Below are 17,405 nucleotides of genomic sequence, written 5' to 3'. Positions count from 1 at the left end.
GGTGAACGCTTACTGCTGTGGTTTCGGTTTTGCTTCTTCACGGCGGTTGTAACCCGCCACCATATCAAAGCGGAACAAACGGCATTCCAGCGCGCCATTGAAGAACGGCGTCTTGCGCGCTTCTTTCAAGCGCAGCAGCTTGGGCAGGCCCAGGTCGGCCGTGAAGAGGAACACCGTCCAGCCGGCGAAACGCTGCTTCAGGGTCGTGCCCATTGCCGAATAGAAGGACGTCGACAATTCATCTTCCGGGATGGTACTGTCGCCGCGCACGCCGATACGCTCGCCGTACGGCGGATTGGTCAGCATGATGCCCGGCACGTCGCTTGGCGGCTTGACTTCCTGCGCCTCGATCTGTTTCAAGGGCACGTCGAAGCGCACGCCGGCGCAACGCAGGTTATGGCGCGTCATGGCCACCATGTCGCCCGAGATGTCGCTGCCGAAAATAGTCGGTTCGGCCGGCAGCGGATTGACCTTGATGGCGTTTTTCATGGCATTCCACGGCGCCGGATCGAAGTCGTGGAAGTTTTCAAAGGCGAACTGGCGCGTAGCGCCCGGCGGAATGCCTTGCAGCATCTGCGCCGCTTCGGCCAGGATGGTGCCGGAACCGCACATCGGGTCGAACAGCACCATGCCCGGCTTCCAGCCCGACACGCGCAGCAGGCCGGCGGCCAGGTTTTCACGCAGCGGCGCGTCGCCCGTCTCTTCGCGCCAGCCGCGCTTGAACAGCGCTTCGCCCGAGGTGTCGAGATACACGGTAAACGTGTTCGCATCGAGGAAGCCGACGATGCGCATGTCCGGCGTCTTGGTGTTGACCGATGGACGCTCGTTGAACTGGTCGCGGAAGCGGTCGCAGATCGCATCCTTGATTTTCAATGTCGTGAATTCCAGGCTGCGCAGCGGCGATTTCACGGCCGTGACGTCGACACGGATCGTGTGGTGCACGCCGAACCAATCTTCCCAGGATTGCGCCAGGGTCAGGTCATAAATATCGTTTTCCGTCTTGTAGCCGGAATGGGCCATGCGCATCAGCACGCGCGAAGCGATGCGCGAATGCAGGTTAATGCGGTAGGAATCGAGCAAGTCGCCCGAGCAGTGTACGCCGCCCGGTACCTGGTTGTGGACCTTCATGGTCGAACTCTCCTGGGCGATCTCGCCCAGTTCCTCGGCCAGTGCCGCTTCCATGCCACGCGGGCATGGGCAAAAATATGAAGCCATGGTTGGTGTACCCTTATTCCATTGTGTTGAACGCCCGCTAAATTACAGGCGCTGCTTACTACGTTAAAAAATACTACATTTAAAAAACTGCTTTTGCTTGACTACCCTGCCAGCGCGCGCTCGACAAAATCGAGGCGGTCCTGGCCCCAGTATCCTTCGCCATCAACGATGTACCACGGCGAGCCGAAGACGCTGGCGGCAGTCGCCGCTTCCGTGTTGGCGTCATATTCTGCCTGCACGCTGGCCGTTTCCGACGTCTTCAGCAGCTGGCGGCCGTCGAAACCGGTATCGGTGGCGATCTGCACCAGGGTTTCCTCGTCGCCGATGTTGCGCTCTTCAGCCCACAGGCCACGCATGATGGCGTGCGCCAGGTTCAGCGATGCCTCCACGCCGTGCGCCAGGCGTGTGGCGATGATCAGTTTGGCCGAGGCTTCCGGCGACACGGGGAAGAACTTCGGCTGCAAGGTCAGCGGCACTTGCAAAAAAGCCGACCAGCGCGCCAGTTCGGCCAGGCGATACGCCTGGCGCTGCGGTGCGCGCTTGGCCAGCGGCAAACCGCCCGAGACACTGAAGACCTTGCCCAGGTCAAAGGGGCGCACGTCGATCTGCGCGCCCGTCTTCGCGGCGATGGCCATCAGGCGCGCATGCCCCAGGTAGGTCCATGGCGAGTGGGGCGCGAAGAAATACTGCACGACTTTCCTCTGGCTTGCACTCATCTCGATTCCCTTAGAAAGGCTTGACCACGACCAGCACGACGACGGCCAGCAGCATCACCACCGGTACTTCATTAAACCAGCGGAACCAGGTGTGGCTACGCTTGTTGACGCCTTTTTCAAACTTGCGCAGGATGGAACCGCAGGCGTGGTGGTAGCCGAGCAGCAGCACCACGAACGTCAGCTTGGCGTGCATCCAGCCCGGCATCTTCACGCGGCCTTCGCCCCCACCGTACAGCATCCACATCAACGCCAGCCCCAGCACCATCGCCGGCAGCGCCAGCAGGGACATGAAGCGGTACAACTTGCGCGCCATCAGCAACAGTCGCTCGGTGGCCACCGTTTCCGTTTCCATCGCCAAGTTCACGAAAATACGCGGCAAATAAAACAGGCCGGCAAACCAGGACATGACGAAGATGATATGGAAGGCTTTGGTCCAGAGAAAGAGCATGGGGTTCCCAGTGTCAGAAAGATACAGAAATGAGCGCACGGGCAGCCTCGTGAGCCACCCGCGAAGAAAGACTACTTGCGTACTTCACCGTGGCCAAAGACCACGTACTTGAGCGATGTCAGGCCTTCCAGTCCCACCGGGCCACGCGCGTGCAGCTTGTCGTTCGAGATGCCGATCTCGGCGCCCAGGCCATATTCAAAACCATCGGCAAAACGCGTCGATGCGTTCACCATCACCGAAGCGGAATCAACTTCGCGCAGGAAGCGCAGCGCATCGCTGTAGTCTTCCGTAATGATAGCTTCCGTGTGCTTCGATGAATACTGGTTGATGTGGTCCATCGCTTCGTCGATGCCGTCGACCACCTTCACCGACAGGATCGCGGCCAGGTATTCGGTGGACCAGTCTTCTTCGGTGGCGGGCACCAGGTGCGGATAAGCAGCGGCGGCCAGGATCGCATGGCTTTCCGGATCGGCGCGCAGCTCCACCTGCTTGGTCAGGTACAGTTCAGCCAGCTGCGGCAGCACGGTAGCGGCGATGGCGCGCGACACCAGCAGCGTTTCCATGGTGTTGCAGGTGCCGTAGCGGTGGCACTTCGCGTTGAAGCCGATATCGATCGCTTTTTTCAGATCCGCCTTGGCGTCGATATACACGTGGCAGATGCCATCGAGGTGCTTGATCATCGGCACGGTAGCTTCTTCCATCAGGCGCGCGATCAAGCCCTTGCCGCCGCGCGGCACGATGACGTCCACGTATTGCGGCATGGTGATCAGGGCACCGACGGCGGCGCGGTCGGTGGTATCGATGACTTGCACGGCATCGGCCGGCAGGCCTGCTCCCAGCAAGCCCTCCGCCACCAGTTTGGCCAGCGCGCGGTTGCAATGGATGGCTTCCGAGCCGCCGCGCAAAATCGTCGCGTTGCCGCTCTTGATGCACAGGCCTGCCGCGTCCACTGTCACGTTCGGACGCGCTTCATAGATAATGCCGATGACGCCCAGCGGCACGCGCATCTGTCCCACCTGGATGCCCGTCGGGCGGAATTTCATGTTCGAGATTTCGCCGATCGGGTCGGCCAGCGCGACGATCTGCGTCAAGCCTTCGACCATGGTGGCGATGGCGGCGTCGGACAGGGTCAGACGGTCCAGCATGGCCGGCGCCAAGCCGGCGGCAGCAGCCGCATCGAGGTCGCGCTGGTTGGCCGCGCGCAGCAGATCGGCATCGCGCACGATGGCGGCGGCGATCAGGGTCAAGGCGCGGTTGCGCGTGGCGCTGTCGGCACGCGCCATGGCGCGCGAAGCGGCGCGCGCGCGCGTCCCCACGTCCTGCATATATTCTGTAATGTCCATGCTCGTATCCATAGTGTAAAAACTAGCCTCGGGCGATCTTCAGGCCCAGTTGCAGCATGGCATCCCAGGCATCGCCCGCGTAGCCCTTGGCACGCAAGCCCTTGATCATCTTGTCCACCTGCGCCGCCTGCTGCAGCGCCGCTTCCAGCACGGGCAGCGAAATGCGCCGCAGGGCCGGTTCCATCATCCGCTCGCGCGGTCCCCAGATACGGTATTCCTTCAGCAGCGCGCCCAATGGGCGACCTTGCGCCATGCCGGCCTTCAATTTTAACAGCGTGCGGATCTCTTCGGAGACGGCCCACAAGACCAGCGGCAGCGCCTCGCCCTCACCTTTCAAGCCTTCGAGCATGCGCACCAGGCGCGCCGGATCGCCGGCCAGCATGGCCTCGGACAGCTTGAAGACATCGTAGCGGGCCACATTCAGCACCGCGTCCTGCACTTGCTCATACGTCAGCTTGCCCGCCGCATGCAGCAAGCCCAGTTTCTGGATTTCCTGGTGTGCCGCCAGCAAATTGCCCTCCACCCGTTCGGCGATGAAGTCGATGCTGGCCCGTTCGGCACTCTGCCCCTGCGCGGCCAGGCGCTGGGATATCCAGGCCGGCAACTGCGCCCGTTCCACATTCGGAATCTCGATATACACGGCCGCCTGCTGCAGGCTGGCGACCCAGGCAGCCTTCTGCGTGGCCCAGTCCAGCTTGGGCAAGGTGATCAGGGTCAGGTTGTCGGGACTGAGGTTCTTGGCATAGCTTTGCAGCGCCGCACCGCCATCCTTGCCCGGCTTGCCGGTAGGGATGCGCAGCTCGATCAGTTTTTTATCGCCGAACAGCGATAGCTCCTGGTTCGCCGCCAGCAGTTCGCCCCATTTGAAGCTGCGTTCCACCGTCAGCACATCGCGCTCGGAGTAACCCTGCGCGCGCGCCGCGCGGCGGATCTTGTCGGCCGCTTCCAGCGCCAGCAAATGTTCGTCGCTGGTGATCACATACAGCTGCGCCAGCGGCTTGGCCACATGCCCATCGAGCGCGTCTATCCGCAATTGCATGGCGTCCCCGTTACTGCTGCGGGGCTGCCGGCGCGACCGGCGTCACGGGCGCCACCGACATGGCCGGCAGCACCGGCTTGATGGCCGCCAGGCGGCGCATGATCTGCTGCACCAGGTCATTGCGCATGTCGCGGTACAGCGCCGCTTCCTCGGTTTCCTTGGCCAGCACCTGCGATTCATCGAAGGTGATCGGGCGCACCAGGCTGATGGTCGTCGGTGCCAGCAACTGGTTGCCAGCCTTGTCCAGCACGCGGAAATTGATCGAATAGCCGAGCTGGTACTCTTGCACGCGGCCATTTTTGTTCAGCGACAAAATGGTCTTGCTACGATTCCTCTCCGGGTCGTTCAGCACCTCAAGGACAGCGTCGGCGCCCTCCTTGGTATTGACCACCTCCGTGCTGCCAATGGCGCGGATATAGCGTTTCAAGCCGATCGCCAGCGGCGATGTGTCGGGCAAGCCGATGTACATCGTCGCGAACGGCAGCATGAAACTGCCGTTCGAACCGCGCAAATGAAAGCCGCAGGCTGACAGCAGGACAGTCAGACCCAAAGCCAGCACGGCACGGCGGCCCAACAGCGATACTTGAGAGGAAGTCGTCATGATTACACCACGATGCTGATTAACTTGCCTGGCACGACGATGATCTTCTTCGGCGTGGTCTCGACGTACTTTTGCACACTCTCGCACGCCAGCGCGGCCGCTTCGATGCTGGCCTTGTCCGCATCCTTGGACACCGTGATCGAGCCGCGCAGCTTGCCGTTCACCTGGATCATCATCTCGATCTCGGACTGCTCCAGCGCTTGCGGGTCGACTTGCGGCCACGGCGCGTTGAGCAGGTCGCCGTGCGCGCCAGCGTAGCCCAGTTCCTGCCACAGCACGTGGGTGATGTGCGGCGCGACAGGGTTCAGCAAGCGCAGGAAGATGGAGAAACCTTCCGCGATCAGGGCTTTCGACTGCGCGCTATCGTCCAGCTTGGCCGATTCGAGCGTATTGAGCATCTTCATGCAGGCCGACACCACGGTGTTGTACTGGATGCGCTTCAAGTCGTAATCGGCTTGCTGCAGCAGCTTGTGCAATTCGCGGCGCAGGTTTTTCTGCGCATCGCCGGTGGCCGGTGCGGCGCCGCCAGCCAGCGCGGCTTGAATCGTGGCCGACTGGGCGTAGCCGAAGTTCCACACGCGGCGCAGGAAGCGGTTTGCGCCTTCGACGCCGCTGCCCGACCATTCCAGCGTCTGTTCCGGCGGCGAGGCGAACATGGTGAACAGACGGGCCGTGTCGGCGCCATACTGCTCGATCTGCGCTTGCGGGTCGATGCCGTTGTTCTTCGACTTCGACATTTTTTCCGTGCCGCCAATTTCCACCGGCTGGCCGTCGGCCACCAGGACGGCGCTTTGCGGACGGCCTTTGTCATCCAGCGACAGGCGCACGTCGTCCGGGTTGAACCAGGTGGTCTTGCCCACCGCATCCTTGCGGAAGTAGGTTTCGTTCAGCACCATGCCTTGCGTCAGCAGGTTGACGAATGGCTCGTCGAACTTGACCAAGCCGAAATCGCGCATGATCTTGGTCCAGAAGCGCGCGTAAAGCAAGTGCATGACGGCGTGTTCGATGCCGCCGATGTACTGGTCCATCGGCATCCAGTAATCGTTGCGCGCGTCGACCATGGCGTCGTTCGAGCCTGGCGAGGTATAGCGCATGTAGTACCACGACGAATCGACGAAGGTATCCATGGTATCCGTCTCGCGGCGCGCCGGCTTGCCGCACTGTGGGCAGTCGCACTGCAGGAAGGCTTCATATTTGTTCAGCGGGTTGCCCGTGCCGTCCGGCACGCAGTCTTCCGGCAGCACCACCGGCAGATCTTTTTCCGGCACCGGCACCACGCCGCAATCGGCGCAATGGATCATCGGGATCGGCGTGCCCCAGTAGCGCTGGCGCGAAATGCCCCAGTCGCGCAGGCGGAAGGTGGTTTTCTTTTCGCCCAGGCCCAGGTCTGCCAGGTCGGCGGCCACCGCATCGACGGCGGAAGCGAAATGCAGGCCGTCGTATTTGCCGGAGGCGACGCAGACGCCATCCTTGCTGCCATACGATTCCTGCCAGGCGTCCGTCGAAAATTCCTGGCCCTTGACTTCGATCACTTGCTTGATCGGCAGATTGTATTTCTTGGCAAAGCCGAAATCGCGCTCGTCGTGCGCCGGCACGCCCATCACGGCGCCGTCGCCGTAGGTGATCAGGACGTAGTTGCCGACCCAGACTTCCACTTGCGCGCCCGTCAGCGGATGCGTGACGAACAGGCCGGTCGGCATGCCCTTCTTCTCCATCGTCGCCATGTCCGCTTCGATGACGGAGCCCAGCTTGCACTCGGCATTGAAGGCGGCCAGTGCAGGATTGCTTTGCGCGGCGTGGATGGCCAGCGGGTGCTCCGCGGCCACGGCGCAGAAGGTCACGCCCATGACGGTGTCCGGACGGGTGGTAAACACATACAGCTTGCCGTCGCCGATCAGGGCGCCATTCGCGTCCTTGATCTGATGCGGGAAGGCGAAACGCACGCCCGTCGACTTGCCGATCCAGTTGGTCTGCATGGTGCGCACGCGCTCGGGCCAGCCCGGCAGCTTGTCGTCCACATACGCCAGCAATTCTTCCGCGTAATCGGTGATGCGCGCGTAGTACATGGGGATTTCGCGCTTTTCGATCAGCGCGCCCGAACGCCAGCCGCGGCCGTCGACGACCTGTTCGTTGGCCAGCACGGTCTGGTCGATCGGGTCCCAGTTCACGGTACCGGTCTTCTTGTAGATGATGCCTTTTTCCAGCATCTTCAGGAACATCCACTGGTTCCACTTGTAGTATTCAGGCTTGCAGGCGGTCATTTCACGCGACCAGTCGATGGCCAGGCCCATCGATTCCATCTGCTGCTTCATGTGGGCGATGTTCGAATACGTCCATTGCGCGGGCGGCACATTGTTGGCCATGGCCGCGTTTTCTGCCGGCATGCCGAACGCATCCCAGCCCATCGGCATGAGCACGTTGTAGCCATTCATGCGCAGGTAGCGGTACATCACGTCATTGATCGTATAGTTGCGCACGTGACCCATGTGCAGCTTGCCCGAAGGATAAGGCAGCATCGAGCAGGCAAAATACTTGCCTTTTGGGAAACGTGGGTCGTGTTCGACGGCTTTGTAGGCGTCGATCGCCTTCCAGTGCGATTGGGCGGCTTGTTCGACGTCGGCGGGACTATATTTATCTTGCATGATGTGCGGCCAATAGTGGATATGAACCGAGCATTATACTGGTTGTCGCCACCCGATAGCGCGGCGCGCTGGCGCCCCGGGCTGGCATATTTTGGCCGGCGCGCAATTATGCTGTGTAACATATACGCAATCTTGTTCTTTACCTCAAGTCCGGCCATGATCGTCTACCAGGAATATCTGCCCATTCCCGCCCTGCGGCCGTGGCTGGACTGCGTCTGGACCTGCCGCGTGCAAACGGGCGCCACGCCGCTGACGCACCAGGTCTTGCCCGACAATTGCATCGACATCCTGTGCCAGGACCAGCAGGATGCCAGCTTTGCCGTGGGCATGATGACGGCACCGATTGCCGTCGTCAGCCTGGGGCTGGTGCAGACGGTGGCGGCCCGCTTCAAGCCGGGCAAGGCGGCGCGCTTCTTCCAGCTGCCCTTGTGCGAGCTCAGCGATGGCCGCACGGGACTGCAGCAACTGTGGGGCCGCGAGTTGGCGGCACGCCTGGGTGACGCCCTGTGGAGCGAGTCCTTGTCCAACCTGCAACGCATCGCCATCTTGCAGGATTATCTGCTGTTGCGCCTGCACACCGCACCACCACTGCGCCAGTCCGGTGCGGCCGGGCATGCCATCGCGGCCATCGAGCGCGCATCCGGCCAGGTGCGCGTGGATGGCCTGGCGCAGCAGCTGGGCGTCTCGCGCCAGCACCTGGCGCTGCAATTTCGCCAGCAAGTCGGCATCAGCCCGAAATTGTTTGCCCGTATCTGCCGTTTTCGCGCTGCCAGCGCCGGCATGCAAAGCCTGGCGGGACAGCCGGACTGGGCGCAAGTGGCCTTGCAATACGGTTATTTCGACCAGTCTCACCTGATCCACGACTTCCAGGATTTCGCCCGCAGTTCGCCCGATGCCTGGCTGGCGGAACGCCACAGCTAACGTCACCTTCCATTTTTACAATCACGCGCTGCGCGCCGGTGGCATGATGGCGTCATTCTTCATTCATCAGGAGCAGAACATGATCAAGGGCTTGCGCACCGTCACCTATCCCGTCCCCGACCTGGACAAGGCCAAGGCTTGGTACAGCCAGGTATTCAACACAGTACCCTATTTCGACCAGCCGTTTTATGTGGGTTTTGCCATCGGCGGCTTCGAGCTTGGGCTGATGCCGGGCGGTGAACCGGGCACGCAGGGCAGCGTGACGTACTGGGGCGTGGACGGCATCGAACAGGAAGTCGAACGCATCGTTGCACTAGGCGGCAGCCTGCACCACCCGATCACGGACGTGGGCGACGGCATCCGCACGGTGGAATTGCTCGACCCGTTCGGCAACCAGATCGGCTTCATCGACAATCCCCACTTCGATACCAGCAAAGTCGTTTAAGCGGCTTCGCCTTGCAGCCACAGCCGGAATTGCTGCAAGGCCGTCTTTTCATGTGCCGTTTCGGGCGTAATCAGGTAATACGCACGCTGGCCGCGCAGTGGGCGTTCACATACGATGCGCAGTTCGCCACGCGCCAGTTCTGCTTCGACCAGCATGCGCGGCAGCAAGACCGCGCCTTGCCCTTGCACGGCCGCCATGGCCAGCATGGAAAACAGTTCATAGCGGGCGCCGTAATGCGCCCCATCGCGCCCCTCTCCCTCGACCTGCATGGCGTCAAACCACTGGCGCCAGGCGCCCGGGCGCGTACTTTGTTGCAGCAAGGTCAGTTCCAATACATCCTGCGGCTGCCAGACGCTGCGCGCCGCCAGCAGGCGCGGGCTGGCGACGGGCACGATTTCTTCGTGCATGAGCAAAGTGGCGCGCGTGCCGGGCCAGCGCGCCAGTTGCTCGGGCGTGCCCGCATACAGGGCGCCGTCGTATTCCGTATCGGCAAACATGAACGGTTTTGTATACGCGTCGATATGCACGACGATGTCGGGGTGCAGCCCTGCCAGCGAGCCCAGGCGTGGCATCAGCCAGCGCGTGGCAAAGGTGGGCACGGACGCGAGCTGCAGGGCGCCGCCCCCGCCCTGGCGCGCCATGGTGTCGAGCGTGTCTCGCTCCAGGCCATCGAGGCGCGCCGCAATCTGCCGCGCATACGCGGCGCCGGCGCTGGTCAGCAGTACGCCATGGCGCGTGCGCTGAAACAATTGCACGCCAAGAAAAGTTTCCAAAGAGGATATCTGCCGCGATACGGCGCTTTGCGTCAGCGACAGTTCGCGCGCCGCGTGCGTGTAGCTCTGGTGCCGCGCGGCCGCCTCGAAACAATTTAAAGCTTGCAGCATCGGAATTTTGCGTGACATGGGGGTAGCCGGCCGGTGAAAGACCCCTAGTATGCCGCAAGATATGCGTAACACGCATGTCTGGGTGCGAAAAAATCGTTTGCGCAAGGCTAGGCAAAAACCTACCATGAGCCATATTCAATCTTGCGCCGATCATCGGCGCTCACCTGCGAGGCCTGTGATGAGCAAAACCGTATTCGACTGGAATTCCCCCCTGCTGCTGGAAGAACAACTGACGGGCGACGAACGCGCCGTGCTGGAAGCGGCCCGCGACTATTGCCAAGGCAGCCTGGTGCCGCGCGTACTCGAATCGTTCCGCCATGGCCGCACGGATGCCGCCATCTTCCGCGAAATGGGCGAACTGGGCTTGCTGGGCACCACCATTCCCGAAGAATACGGCGGCGCCGGCCTGAACTACGTTTGCTATGGCTTGGCTGCGCGCGAAGTCGAGCGCGTCGATTCGGGCTACCGCTCGATGATGAGCGTGCAATCGTCGCTGGTGATGGTGCCGATCCATGCCTTCGGCAACGAGGAAACCAAACAGAAATACCTGCCGAAACTGGCGACGGGCGAATTCATCGGCTGCTTCGGCCTGACGGAACCAAACCACGGCTCCGATCCGGGCAGCATGGTCACGCGCGCGCGCAAGGTCCCGGGCGGCTACAGCCTGTCCGGCGCCAAGATGTGGATCACCAACAGCCCCATCGCCGACGTATTCGTTGTCTGGGCCAAGGACGATGAAGGCGCGATCCGCGGCTTCGTGCTGGAAAAAGGCTGGAAAGGCCTGTCGGCACCCGAGATCCACGGCAAGGTGGGCTTGCGCACCAGCATCACCGGCGAAATCGTCATGGATGAAGTGTTTTGCCCGGAAGAAAACGCCTTCCCCGACGTGCGCGGCCTGAAAGGCCCGTTCACTTGCCTGAACAGCGCCCGCTACGGCATCGCCTGGGGCGCGCTGGGCGCGGCCGAAGACTGCTATCTGAAGGCACGCCAGTACACCATGGACCGCCAGCAATTCGGCCGTCCCCTGGCCGCGAACCAGTTGGTGCAAAAGAAACTGGCCGACATGCTGACGGAAATCACCATGGGCTTGCAAGGCTGCTTGCGTCTGGGCCGCATGAAGGATGAAGGCTCGCCCGCCGTGGAAATCACCTCGATCATGAAACGCAACAGCTGCGGCAAGGCGCTCGACATCGCCCGCGTGGCGCGCGACATGATGGGTGGCAACGGCATTTCCGACGAGTTCGGCGTCATCCGCCACTTGGTCAACCTGGAAGTGGTCAACACCTATGAAGGCACGCACGATGTGCACGCACTGATCATCGGCCGCGCCATCACCGGCATCGCCGCCTTCAACTAATGGACGCCTTGGCTTCCACCTTCGCCTCCACCTTGCGGCCCGCGCCATTAGTCGGCTTGCGCGTGCTGGACCTGTCGCGCGTGCTGGCCGGCCCGTGGGCCGGGCAAATGCTGGCCGACCTCGGTGCCGACGTGGTCAAGGTTGAACAGCCGGGCCGCGGCGACGATACGCGCTCCTGGGGCCCGCCGTATCTGAAAGATGAAGACGGCCGCGATACCGCCGAGGCCGCCTACTTCCAGTGCGCCAACCGCAACAAGCGCTCCCTGTGCATCGACCTGGCCGCCCCTGAAGGGCAAGCCCTCGTGCGCCAGTTGGCGCAAGAGGCGGACGTGCTGCTGGAAAATTTCAAGCTGGGCGGCTTGAAGCAATATGGTTTAGACGCGGCCAGCTTGCTGGCACTCAACCCGCGCCTCGTCTACTGCTCGATCACGGGCTTTGGCCAGGACGGGCCGTACGCGGCGCGCGCCGGCTATGACTTTTTGATCCAGGGCATGGGCGGTTTGATGAGCATTACGGGCGTGCCCGATGGCCAGCCGGGTGCCGGGCCGCAAAAAGTGGGCGTGGCGCAAACGGACATCATGACGGGCCTGTACGCCACCATCGCCGTGCAGGCGGCGCTGGCCGAACGCGAGCGCTCGGGCCTGGGTCAGCATATCGACCTGGCCTTGCTCGACGTGCAAGTGGCGGCGTTGGGCAACCAGGCAGCCAATTACCTGTGCGGAGGAAAAGTGCCCCAGCGCATGGGCAATGCGCATCCGAACATTGTTCCATATCAAGACTTTCCCACGGCCGATGGCGACATGATTTTGGCGATCGGCAACGACGGGCAGTTTTCGCGCTTTTGCGCCATCGCCGGCCACCCGGAATGGGCGCAGGACGAACGCTTCGCCACCAATCCGCAGCGCGTGGCGCACCGGGCCATCCTGATTCCGCTGCTGCGCCAGGCCACCGTCATGCGCACGACGGCCGAGTGGATCAGCGCCTTCGAGGCGCAGGCCGTGCCGTGCGGCCCTGTCAATCGCATCGACCAGGTCTTTGCCGACCCGCAAGTGGTCGCGCGTGGCATGAAAGTCGAGATGCCGCATCCGACGGCGGGCACGGTGGCGCTGGTGGCCAATCCCGTGCGCCTGTCCGGCTCGCCGGTGCAATACCGCTTGCCGCCACCGTTGCTGGGGCAGCATACGCAGGAAGTGCTGCAGCAGTGGCTGGGGCTCGATAGCGGCCAGATCGACGGCTTGCGCGAACGCAAGGTCGTCTAAAGAAAAACGCCGGACAGTTGCAAAACTGTCCGGCGTTTTTTATTGATTCAGCATTATTTCAGCACCAGCTTCAGCGCCGGCTTTTCGCCATAGTCTTCGTAGCGTTCATTGATGCCGGCGATGCAAAACGTGATTTCTTCCAACAAGTCCGGCGCCTGCGCCTTCATTGCCTCCGCGTCTTGCACGATGACCTCCAGCACTTCGTTCGGTTTCAAACGGAACTTGCTCATACCGTCTTCATCGCGTAGATAGCTGAGGCAATCGACCCAGGCATCCATGCTGTTGCCGTAAAATTCAGGGAAACCGAAGGCTTGCACGCATTGCGCGTGAAAGCTCGCTTCGTCGGTGATGTCTTTTCCATTCAGGATGGCAGTGGCCATGGTCTTCCTCAGTTCTTCAGCGACAACACGTCCTGCATGTCGAACAGGCCGGTCGGCTTGTCGGCCAGGAAACGCGCAGCGCGCAGGGCGCCGTGGGCATAGGTGACGCGGCTGCTCGACTTGTGGCTGATCTCGATGCGCTCGCCGATGCCGGCAAACAGCACCGTATGGTCGCCCACGATATCGCCGCCGCGGATGGTGGCAAAGCCGATGGTTGACGGATCGCGTTCGCCCGTCACGCCTTCGCGGCCGTACACGGCGCATTCCTTCAAGTCGCGGCCCAGGGCCCCGGCCACCACTTCCCCCATCTGCAGGGCGGTGCCCGATGGCGCGTCGACCTTGTGGCGGTGATGCGCTTCGATAATTTCAATGTCGTAGCCTTCGGACAGACTTTTCGCGGCCAGTTCCAGCAACTTCATGGTGACATTCACGCCCACGCTCATGTTCGGTGCGAACATGATGGCCGTCTTTTCGGCAGCGGCGGCAATGGCGGCCTTGCCGGCATCATCGAAACCGGTGGTGCCGATGATCATCTTGATGCCGTGCTCGGCGCAATACGCCAGGTGCTGCAAAGTGCCTTCCGGACGCGTGAAGTCGATCAGGTAATCGGCGCCGGCCAAGCCGGTGGCTAGGTCGGATTCGATCAGCACGCCGGCAGGTTTACCAAGAAAGGCAGCGGCATCCTGGCCGACGGACGGCGAGCCAGCGCGATCGAGCGCGCCGGCCAGCACAGCGTCAGGGTCATTGCTGACCGCTTCGATCAGGATATGGCCCATGCGGCCACTGGCGCCAGCGATGGCGATTTTCAGTTCAGTCATTTTATTCTCTTACAGCACTTATTTGGTGGACTCGGCAGCGGGTGCAGGCTCGGCGGCAGGCGCCGTTGCAGGTGCCGGTGCAACGTCAGGCTTGCTCACAGGAATGGCGGGGGCGGCATCGGCGGGCACGGGCACGGCGCTCGGTGCCACGGGCGATGGAACGACAGCGGCAGGCACATCGGCCTTGGCGACCTTGGCAAACGGCGACGGACCGGCGATGCGGTCGATGTATTCTTTCTCCGTCGGCAGGTTGCCACCTTCGAAACGTTCAACTTTGCCATCCTTGCCGAAGTACACGACCACACGGCTGCTGGTGGTTTCGCCACTGCCCCGGGCCAGGCGGAATGGATAATCCCAGCGGTCGGCATGGAAAATGTCGGTCAGCAGGGAGGTGCCGAGGACGAAACGCACCTGGTCACGCGTCATGCCCACTTTCAACTGGGCCAGCATCTCTTCGGAGACAAAGTTGCCTTGTTGAATGTCAGGACGATACGGCGAGAAAAACCACATGAATTTTTGCAGCGGCGTAATGGTGTTCGTTTGTGCGCCCTGTTCGGGGACCACTTCCTTGCCTTCTTTTTGGCTGGCTGCCGGCTTTTCGCCAAGGATGCCGCGGCTGGCGCAGCCGGACATGGCGAGCGCGACACAGACCATGCCTGCCACGACTGGTGCTCGAAATGAAATACGGTGCCAGAGAGATGGCAATACAGCCGGTGTTACGCGCATAAATGACCTCAATTGGATGAACAAAACGCCAGGAGTGACCGGCCTGCCAAAAAATGCATATTTTGGCACTCCCCGACAAAACGCTATATGATAAAGCACCTGACCCACATACGAGCAACAAACATGAGTAACAATCCTAGTGATCTCAAGGCAAGCGGCCTGAAAGCGACCCTGCCACGCCTGAAGATACTCGATATCTTCCAGAGTAGCCCGGTACGCCACCTGACAGCAGAAGACGTCTATAAAATTCTGCTGGCCGACAATATGGATGTTGGCTTGGCAACTGTCTACCGTGTCCTGACGCAATTTGAACAGGCAGGTTTGCTCAACCGCAATCATTTTGAAACCGGCAAGGCGATTTTCGAGCTCAACGAAGGCTCCCACCACGATCACCTGGTATGCCTCGACTGTGGCCGGGTCGAAGAATTCTTCGACGAAGAAATCGAAATCCGCCAGCAAAAAGTGGCCGAAGAGCGCGGCTTCAAGATCGCCGAACACGCCTTGGCCATCTATGGCAACTGCATCAAGACGGCTTGCCCGCACAAAACCGCCTGATCCGTGCCGGCCGTTCTCACGGGAGCAGCCGGCGCGTCAGTCAGTGCGCTCAATGATGGCTAAGTGCGCTTGACAGCAACTTGGCCGTGATATCGACAATCGGGATGACGCGCTCATAAGCCATGCGCGTCGGTCCGATCACTCCCAATGTTCCCACAATCTTGCCGTTGACTTCATACGGCGCCGTCACCACACTCATTTCATCCATCGGCACCAGGTTCGATTCGCCGCCGATGAAGATCTGCACGCCCGTCGCCTTGCTCGACACGTCGAGCAGCTGCATCAAGCCCGTTTTTTGCTCGAACATGTCGAACATCTGGCGCAGCGAATGCATATTTGATGACAGATCGCTCACGCTGAGCAAGTTGCGCTCGCCGGAAATCACCATGTCATCGCTATGGTCGGCCATCGCTTCGCTGCCCGCTTCCACGGCCGCCTGCATCAGGCTGCCCATATCGTCGCGCAGCTGGCGCAATTCACCCTGCAAGCGAACGCGCACGGCATCGAAGGACAGGCCGCCATAATTCTGGTTGATGTAATTGGCCGATTGCACCAGTTGCGCCGGCGTATAGTCGGCCTCCGTCAGCAGCAGGCGGTTCTGCACGTCGCCGCCCGGGGCGACGATGACGAGCAAGATGCGCTTTTCGGACAGGCGCAAGAATTCAATTTGCTGGAACACGGATTCACGGCGCGGACTCAGCACGACGCCGGCAAACTGCGACAGCGACGACAGCATCTGCGCCGCGTTGGCGATGGTTTTTTGCGGCTGCGGCGTCTGCAGGCGCATGCGCGACTCCACCATGTGCTCATCCAGATGCCGGACGGTCAGCAAGGTGTCGACAAAGATGCGGTAGCCGCGCGGCGTGGGTATGCGACCGGCCGAGGTATGCGGACTGGACACATAGCCGAGCTCCTCCAGGTCGGCCATGATATTGCGGATCGTGGCCGGCGACAGATCCAGACCGGAAATTTTCGACAAGGCGCGCGAACCGACCGGCAGGCCGTCGGCGATATATCGCTCGACCAGGGCTTTCAGCAGTGTTTGGGCACGTGTATCGAGTTGCATGGTGTCTTAGGTAAGCAAATATTCTTTAAACAAGCATATTGTTAATCAAGCGGCAATGAAAGCGGCCGACCATGCATCAACAGCACCTATTATGCACGTTCGCCCGTCCGGCGGCGATCAATCTTGCTGCTGCAGCCACAACAGCAACTCGTCAAAGTTGGCGCAGATAGCGTCGGGCTGCACACCGGCGGCCAGGTGGGCGTCGCTGCCCTTGCGGTTCATCCAGACGGCACGCATGCCCGCTCCTTGCGCTCCCGTCACGTCGAAATGCAGGTCGTCCCCCACATACACGGCTTCATGCGGGGCCACCTCCAGCGCGGCGCAAGCGGCCAGGAAGATGCTGGCATCGGGCTTGGCCACGCCAAAATCACTGGCAGCAATCGATACCTTGAAATGCTGCGCCAGGCCGATAATGTCAAGGTCCGCATTGCCATTCGAGATCGAGCCGACCAACATGCGCTGCCCCATCCAGGCCAGGCCAGGCAAGACGTCGTCATACGGCTGGACGCGGTTGCGCGCGGCCAGGAAGTGCAGGATGGCCCCATCGACCAGGGCGGCATCCTCGCCGGCGGCCTCGAAGGCGGCCAGCAGACCGGCGCGGCGCAACTCGATCAGGTTGCCATGGAAATGCGGTTGTTCCTTGAGCATGGCCAGACGGTGCTGGCGCAGCACCTCGATGGAAAACTGCTGCGCCACCTTGGGCGCATGCGTGGCCAGCCAATCGTGCAGCAGGGTTTCGGCGGCGGCAATCACGGGCGCGATGGGCCACAAGGTATCGTCGAGATCGAACAGGATGGCCTTGGGCGGTACGGCAGCTTTTACAGGAGCAAGAGACATGGGATTCACAGTAGATGCCGCGCCACGGTGCGCAGCCTGCGTCTATTGTCGCACTGATCGCCGCCGCCGGCATGGCTGTGCCCCGTGAAATGGGGCCGGGCCAGCGCTTCCCGGCGAAAAATTGTTACAGGGTGATACAAGGCAAGATCATTC

The 17,405-nt window shown here is 61.6% G+C and carries 18 protein-coding genes; 5 read left to right on the top strand and 13 right to left on the bottom strand.

The genetic code is table 11. The features are described from left to right. Positions 1 to 9: 9 nt before the first annotated feature. The 7 genes from ACQ4W7_RS22455 to leuS all read right to left on the bottom strand — a co-directional run bounded on the left by ACQ4W7_RS22455 (position 10) and on the right by leuS (position 8,004). Positions 10 to 1,215 carry a THUMP domain-containing class I SAM-dependent RNA methyltransferase gene (locus ACQ4W7_RS22455; protein ID WP_426074125.1) on the bottom strand — a complete coding sequence of 402 codons (1,206 nt, stop codon included), beginning with the start codon at positions 1,213 to 1,215 and terminating at the stop codon, positions 10 to 12. 101 nt (positions 1,216 to 1,316) lie between these two features. After that, on the bottom strand, positions 1,317 to 1,931 hold the full coding sequence (locus ACQ4W7_RS22450; RefSeq protein WP_436533342.1) for a 2-hydroxychromene-2-carboxylate isomerase: 615 nt from the start codon (positions 1,929 to 1,931) through the stop codon (positions 1,317 to 1,319). A gap of 10 nt (positions 1,932 to 1,941) precedes the next feature. Then, complete coding sequence (locus ACQ4W7_RS22445) at positions 1,942 to 2,379, bottom strand: CopD family protein (protein ID WP_426074123.1); 438 nt, start codon at positions 2,377 to 2,379, stop codon at positions 1,942 to 1,944. 71 nt (positions 2,380 to 2,450) lie between these two features. Further along, positions 2,451 to 3,722, bottom strand: a complete 1,272-nt coding sequence (locus ACQ4W7_RS22440; protein WP_436533339.1) for a glutamate-5-semialdehyde dehydrogenase — start codon at positions 3,720 to 3,722, stop codon at positions 2,451 to 2,453. A 22-nt stretch (positions 3,723 to 3,744) separates the two neighbouring features. Next, positions 3,745 to 4,761 (bottom strand): DNA polymerase III subunit delta, encoded by a 1,017-nt coding sequence (gene holA, locus ACQ4W7_RS22435; RefSeq protein ID WP_092802781.1) that lies wholly within the window; start codon positions 4,759 to 4,761, stop codon positions 3,745 to 3,747. Positions 4,762 to 4,771: 10 nt separating this feature from the next. Next, positions 4,772 to 5,362, bottom strand: a complete 591-nt coding sequence (locus ACQ4W7_RS22430) for an LPS-assembly lipoprotein LptE (RefSeq protein WP_436533337.1) — start codon at positions 5,360 to 5,362, stop codon at positions 4,772 to 4,774. 2 nt (positions 5,363 to 5,364) lie between these two features. Continuing rightward, positions 5,365 to 8,004: a leucine--tRNA ligase gene (gene leuS / locus ACQ4W7_RS22425; RefSeq protein WP_436533335.1), complete on the bottom strand. Its 2,640-nt coding sequence runs from the start codon at positions 8,002 to 8,004 to the stop codon at positions 5,365 to 5,367. 132 nt (positions 8,005 to 8,136) lie between these two features. On the opposite strand from leuS, the gene ACQ4W7_RS22420 reads away from it, so the two are divergent. Both ACQ4W7_RS22420 and ACQ4W7_RS22415 read left to right on the top strand, forming a co-directional pair. Beyond that, positions 8,137 to 8,925 (top strand): AraC family transcriptional regulator, encoded by a 789-nt coding sequence (locus tag ACQ4W7_RS22420; RefSeq protein ID WP_436533333.1) that lies wholly within the window; start codon positions 8,137 to 8,139, stop codon positions 8,923 to 8,925. 79 nt (positions 8,926 to 9,004) lie between these two features. Further along, on the top strand, positions 9,005 to 9,370 hold the full coding sequence (locus ACQ4W7_RS22415; protein ID WP_436533331.1) for a VOC family protein: 366 nt from the start codon (positions 9,005 to 9,007) through the stop codon (positions 9,368 to 9,370). On the opposite strand, the gene ACQ4W7_RS22410 is transcribed toward ACQ4W7_RS22415, so the two are convergent. Then, on the bottom strand, positions 9,367 to 10,272 hold the full coding sequence (locus tag ACQ4W7_RS22410) for a LysR substrate-binding domain-containing protein (protein ID WP_436533329.1): 906 nt from the start codon (positions 10,270 to 10,272) through the stop codon (positions 9,367 to 9,369). The genes ACQ4W7_RS22415 and ACQ4W7_RS22410 overlap by 4 nt on opposite strands. 160 nt (positions 10,273 to 10,432) lie before the next feature. On the opposite strand from ACQ4W7_RS22410, the gene ACQ4W7_RS22405 reads away from it, so the two are divergent. Both ACQ4W7_RS22405 and ACQ4W7_RS22400 read left to right on the top strand, forming a co-directional pair. Continuing rightward, positions 10,433 to 11,611 (top strand): acyl-CoA dehydrogenase, encoded by a 1,179-nt coding sequence (locus ACQ4W7_RS22405; protein WP_426074115.1) that lies wholly within the window; start codon positions 10,433 to 10,435, stop codon positions 11,609 to 11,611. Then, entirely contained in the window at positions 11,611 to 12,870 is a 1,260-nt protein-coding gene (locus ACQ4W7_RS22400) for a CaiB/BaiF CoA transferase family protein (RefSeq protein ID WP_436533327.1), read from the top strand. Before ACQ4W7_RS22405 ends, ACQ4W7_RS22400 begins: the two co-directional genes overlap by 1 nt. 53 nt (positions 12,871 to 12,923) lie before the next feature. Here ACQ4W7_RS22400 and ACQ4W7_RS22395 read toward each other — a convergent pair whose 3' ends face one another. Genes ACQ4W7_RS22395 through ACQ4W7_RS22385 form a run of 3 tightly spaced genes read right to left on the bottom strand, consistent with a single transcriptional unit; the run spans position 12,924 to position 14,722 of the window. Next, positions 12,924 to 13,250: a barstar family protein gene (locus ACQ4W7_RS22395; protein WP_426074113.1), complete on the bottom strand. Its 327-nt coding sequence runs from the start codon at positions 13,248 to 13,250 to the stop codon at positions 12,924 to 12,926. Between the two features lie 8 nt (positions 13,251 to 13,258). Continuing rightward, positions 13,259 to 14,068 carry a 4-hydroxy-tetrahydrodipicolinate reductase gene (dapB, locus tag ACQ4W7_RS22390; RefSeq protein ID WP_436533325.1) on the bottom strand — a complete coding sequence of 270 codons (810 nt, stop codon included), beginning with the start codon at positions 14,066 to 14,068 and terminating at the stop codon, positions 13,259 to 13,261. Between the two features lie 18 nt (positions 14,069 to 14,086). Further along, positions 14,087 to 14,722 carry an outer membrane protein assembly factor BamE gene (locus ACQ4W7_RS22385; protein ID WP_426074192.1) on the bottom strand — a complete coding sequence of 212 codons (636 nt, stop codon included), beginning with the start codon at positions 14,720 to 14,722 and terminating at the stop codon, positions 14,087 to 14,089. Positions 14,723 to 14,917: 195 nt separating this feature from the next. On the opposite strand from ACQ4W7_RS22385, the gene fur reads away from it, so the two are divergent. After that, a complete protein-coding gene (gene fur, locus ACQ4W7_RS22380; protein WP_099761922.1) occupies positions 14,918 to 15,349 on the top strand; it encodes a ferric iron uptake transcriptional regulator in 432 nt (143 codons plus the stop codon). Positions 15,350 to 15,398: 49 nt separating this feature from the next. On the opposite strand, the gene hrcA is transcribed toward fur, so the two are convergent. Then, positions 15,399 to 16,415, bottom strand: a complete 1,017-nt coding sequence (gene hrcA, locus ACQ4W7_RS22375) for a heat-inducible transcriptional repressor HrcA (protein ID WP_035822689.1) — start codon at positions 16,413 to 16,415, stop codon at positions 15,399 to 15,401. A 117-nt stretch (positions 16,416 to 16,532) separates the two neighbouring features. Further along, the gene (locus ACQ4W7_RS22370; RefSeq protein WP_426074112.1) at positions 16,533 to 17,252 is read right to left on the bottom strand and encodes an HAD family hydrolase; all 720 of its coding nucleotides are present in this window, start codon (positions 17,250 to 17,252) and stop codon (positions 16,533 to 16,535) included. Positions 17,253 to 17,405: the final 153 nt, after the last annotated feature.

This window comes from Janthinobacterium algoris (assembly GCF_051380935.1).
GTDB lineage: Bacteria > Pseudomonadota > Gammaproteobacteria > Burkholderiales > Burkholderiaceae_D > Janthinobacterium.
This window is presented reverse-complemented; position numbering and strand designations above follow the sequence as displayed.

What these genes read in the sequence shown, in the direction of transcription:
- hrcA (WP_035822689.1), bottom strand. Translation starts at nt 16,415, where the DNA reads ATGCAACTCGATACACGTGCCCAAACACTGCTGAAAGCCCTGGTCGAG.
- ACQ4W7_RS22450 (WP_436533342.1), bottom strand. Translation starts at nt 1,931, where the DNA reads ATGAGTGCAAGCCAGAGGAAAGTCGTGCAGTATTTCTTCGCGCCCCAC.
- fur (WP_099761922.1), top strand. Translation starts at nt 14,918, where the DNA reads ATGAGTAACAATCCTAGTGATCTCAAGGCAAGCGGCCTGAAAGCGACC.
- ACQ4W7_RS22395 (WP_426074113.1), bottom strand. Translation starts at nt 13,250, where the DNA reads ATGGCCACTGCCATCCTGAATGGAAAAGACATCACCGACGAAGCGAGC.
- leuS (WP_436533335.1), bottom strand. Translation starts at nt 8,004, where the DNA reads ATGCAAGATAAATATAGTCCCGCCGACGTCGAACAAGCCGCCCAATCG.
- ACQ4W7_RS22415 (WP_436533331.1), top strand. Translation starts at nt 9,005, where the DNA reads ATGATCAAGGGCTTGCGCACCGTCACCTATCCCGTCCCCGACCTGGAC.
- ACQ4W7_RS22385 (WP_426074192.1), bottom strand. Translation starts at nt 14,722, where the DNA reads ATGGTCTGTGTCGCGCTCGCCATGTCCGGCTGCGCCAGCCGCGGCATC.
- ACQ4W7_RS22405 (WP_426074115.1), top strand. Translation starts at nt 10,433, where the DNA reads ATGAGCAAAACCGTATTCGACTGGAATTCCCCCCTGCTGCTGGAAGAA.
- holA (WP_092802781.1), bottom strand. Translation starts at nt 4,761, where the DNA reads ATGCAATTGCGGATAGACGCGCTCGATGGGCATGTGGCCAAGCCGCTG.
- ACQ4W7_RS22455 (WP_426074125.1), bottom strand. Translation starts at nt 1,215, where the DNA reads ATGGCTTCATATTTTTGCCCATGCCCGCGTGGCATGGAAGCGGCACTG.
- dapB (WP_436533325.1), bottom strand. Translation starts at nt 14,068, where the DNA reads ATGACTGAACTGAAAATCGCCATCGCTGGCGCCAGTGGCCGCATGGGC.
- ACQ4W7_RS22430 (WP_436533337.1), bottom strand. Translation starts at nt 5,362, where the DNA reads ATGACGACTTCCTCTCAAGTATCGCTGTTGGGCCGCCGTGCCGTGCTG.
- ACQ4W7_RS22445 (WP_426074123.1), bottom strand. Translation starts at nt 2,379, where the DNA reads ATGCTCTTTCTCTGGACCAAAGCCTTCCATATCATCTTCGTCATGTCC.
- ACQ4W7_RS22370 (WP_426074112.1), bottom strand. Translation starts at nt 17,252, where the DNA reads ATGTCTCTTGCTCCTGTAAAAGCTGCCGTACCGCCCAAGGCCATCCTG.
- ACQ4W7_RS22410 (WP_436533329.1), bottom strand. Translation starts at nt 10,272, where the DNA reads ATGTCACGCAAAATTCCGATGCTGCAAGCTTTAAATTGTTTCGAGGCG.
- ACQ4W7_RS22400 (WP_436533327.1), top strand. Translation starts at nt 11,611, where the DNA reads ATGGACGCCTTGGCTTCCACCTTCGCCTCCACCTTGCGGCCCGCGCCA.
- ACQ4W7_RS22440 (WP_436533339.1), bottom strand. Translation starts at nt 3,722, where the DNA reads ATGGACATTACAGAATATATGCAGGACGTGGGGACGCGCGCGCGCGCC.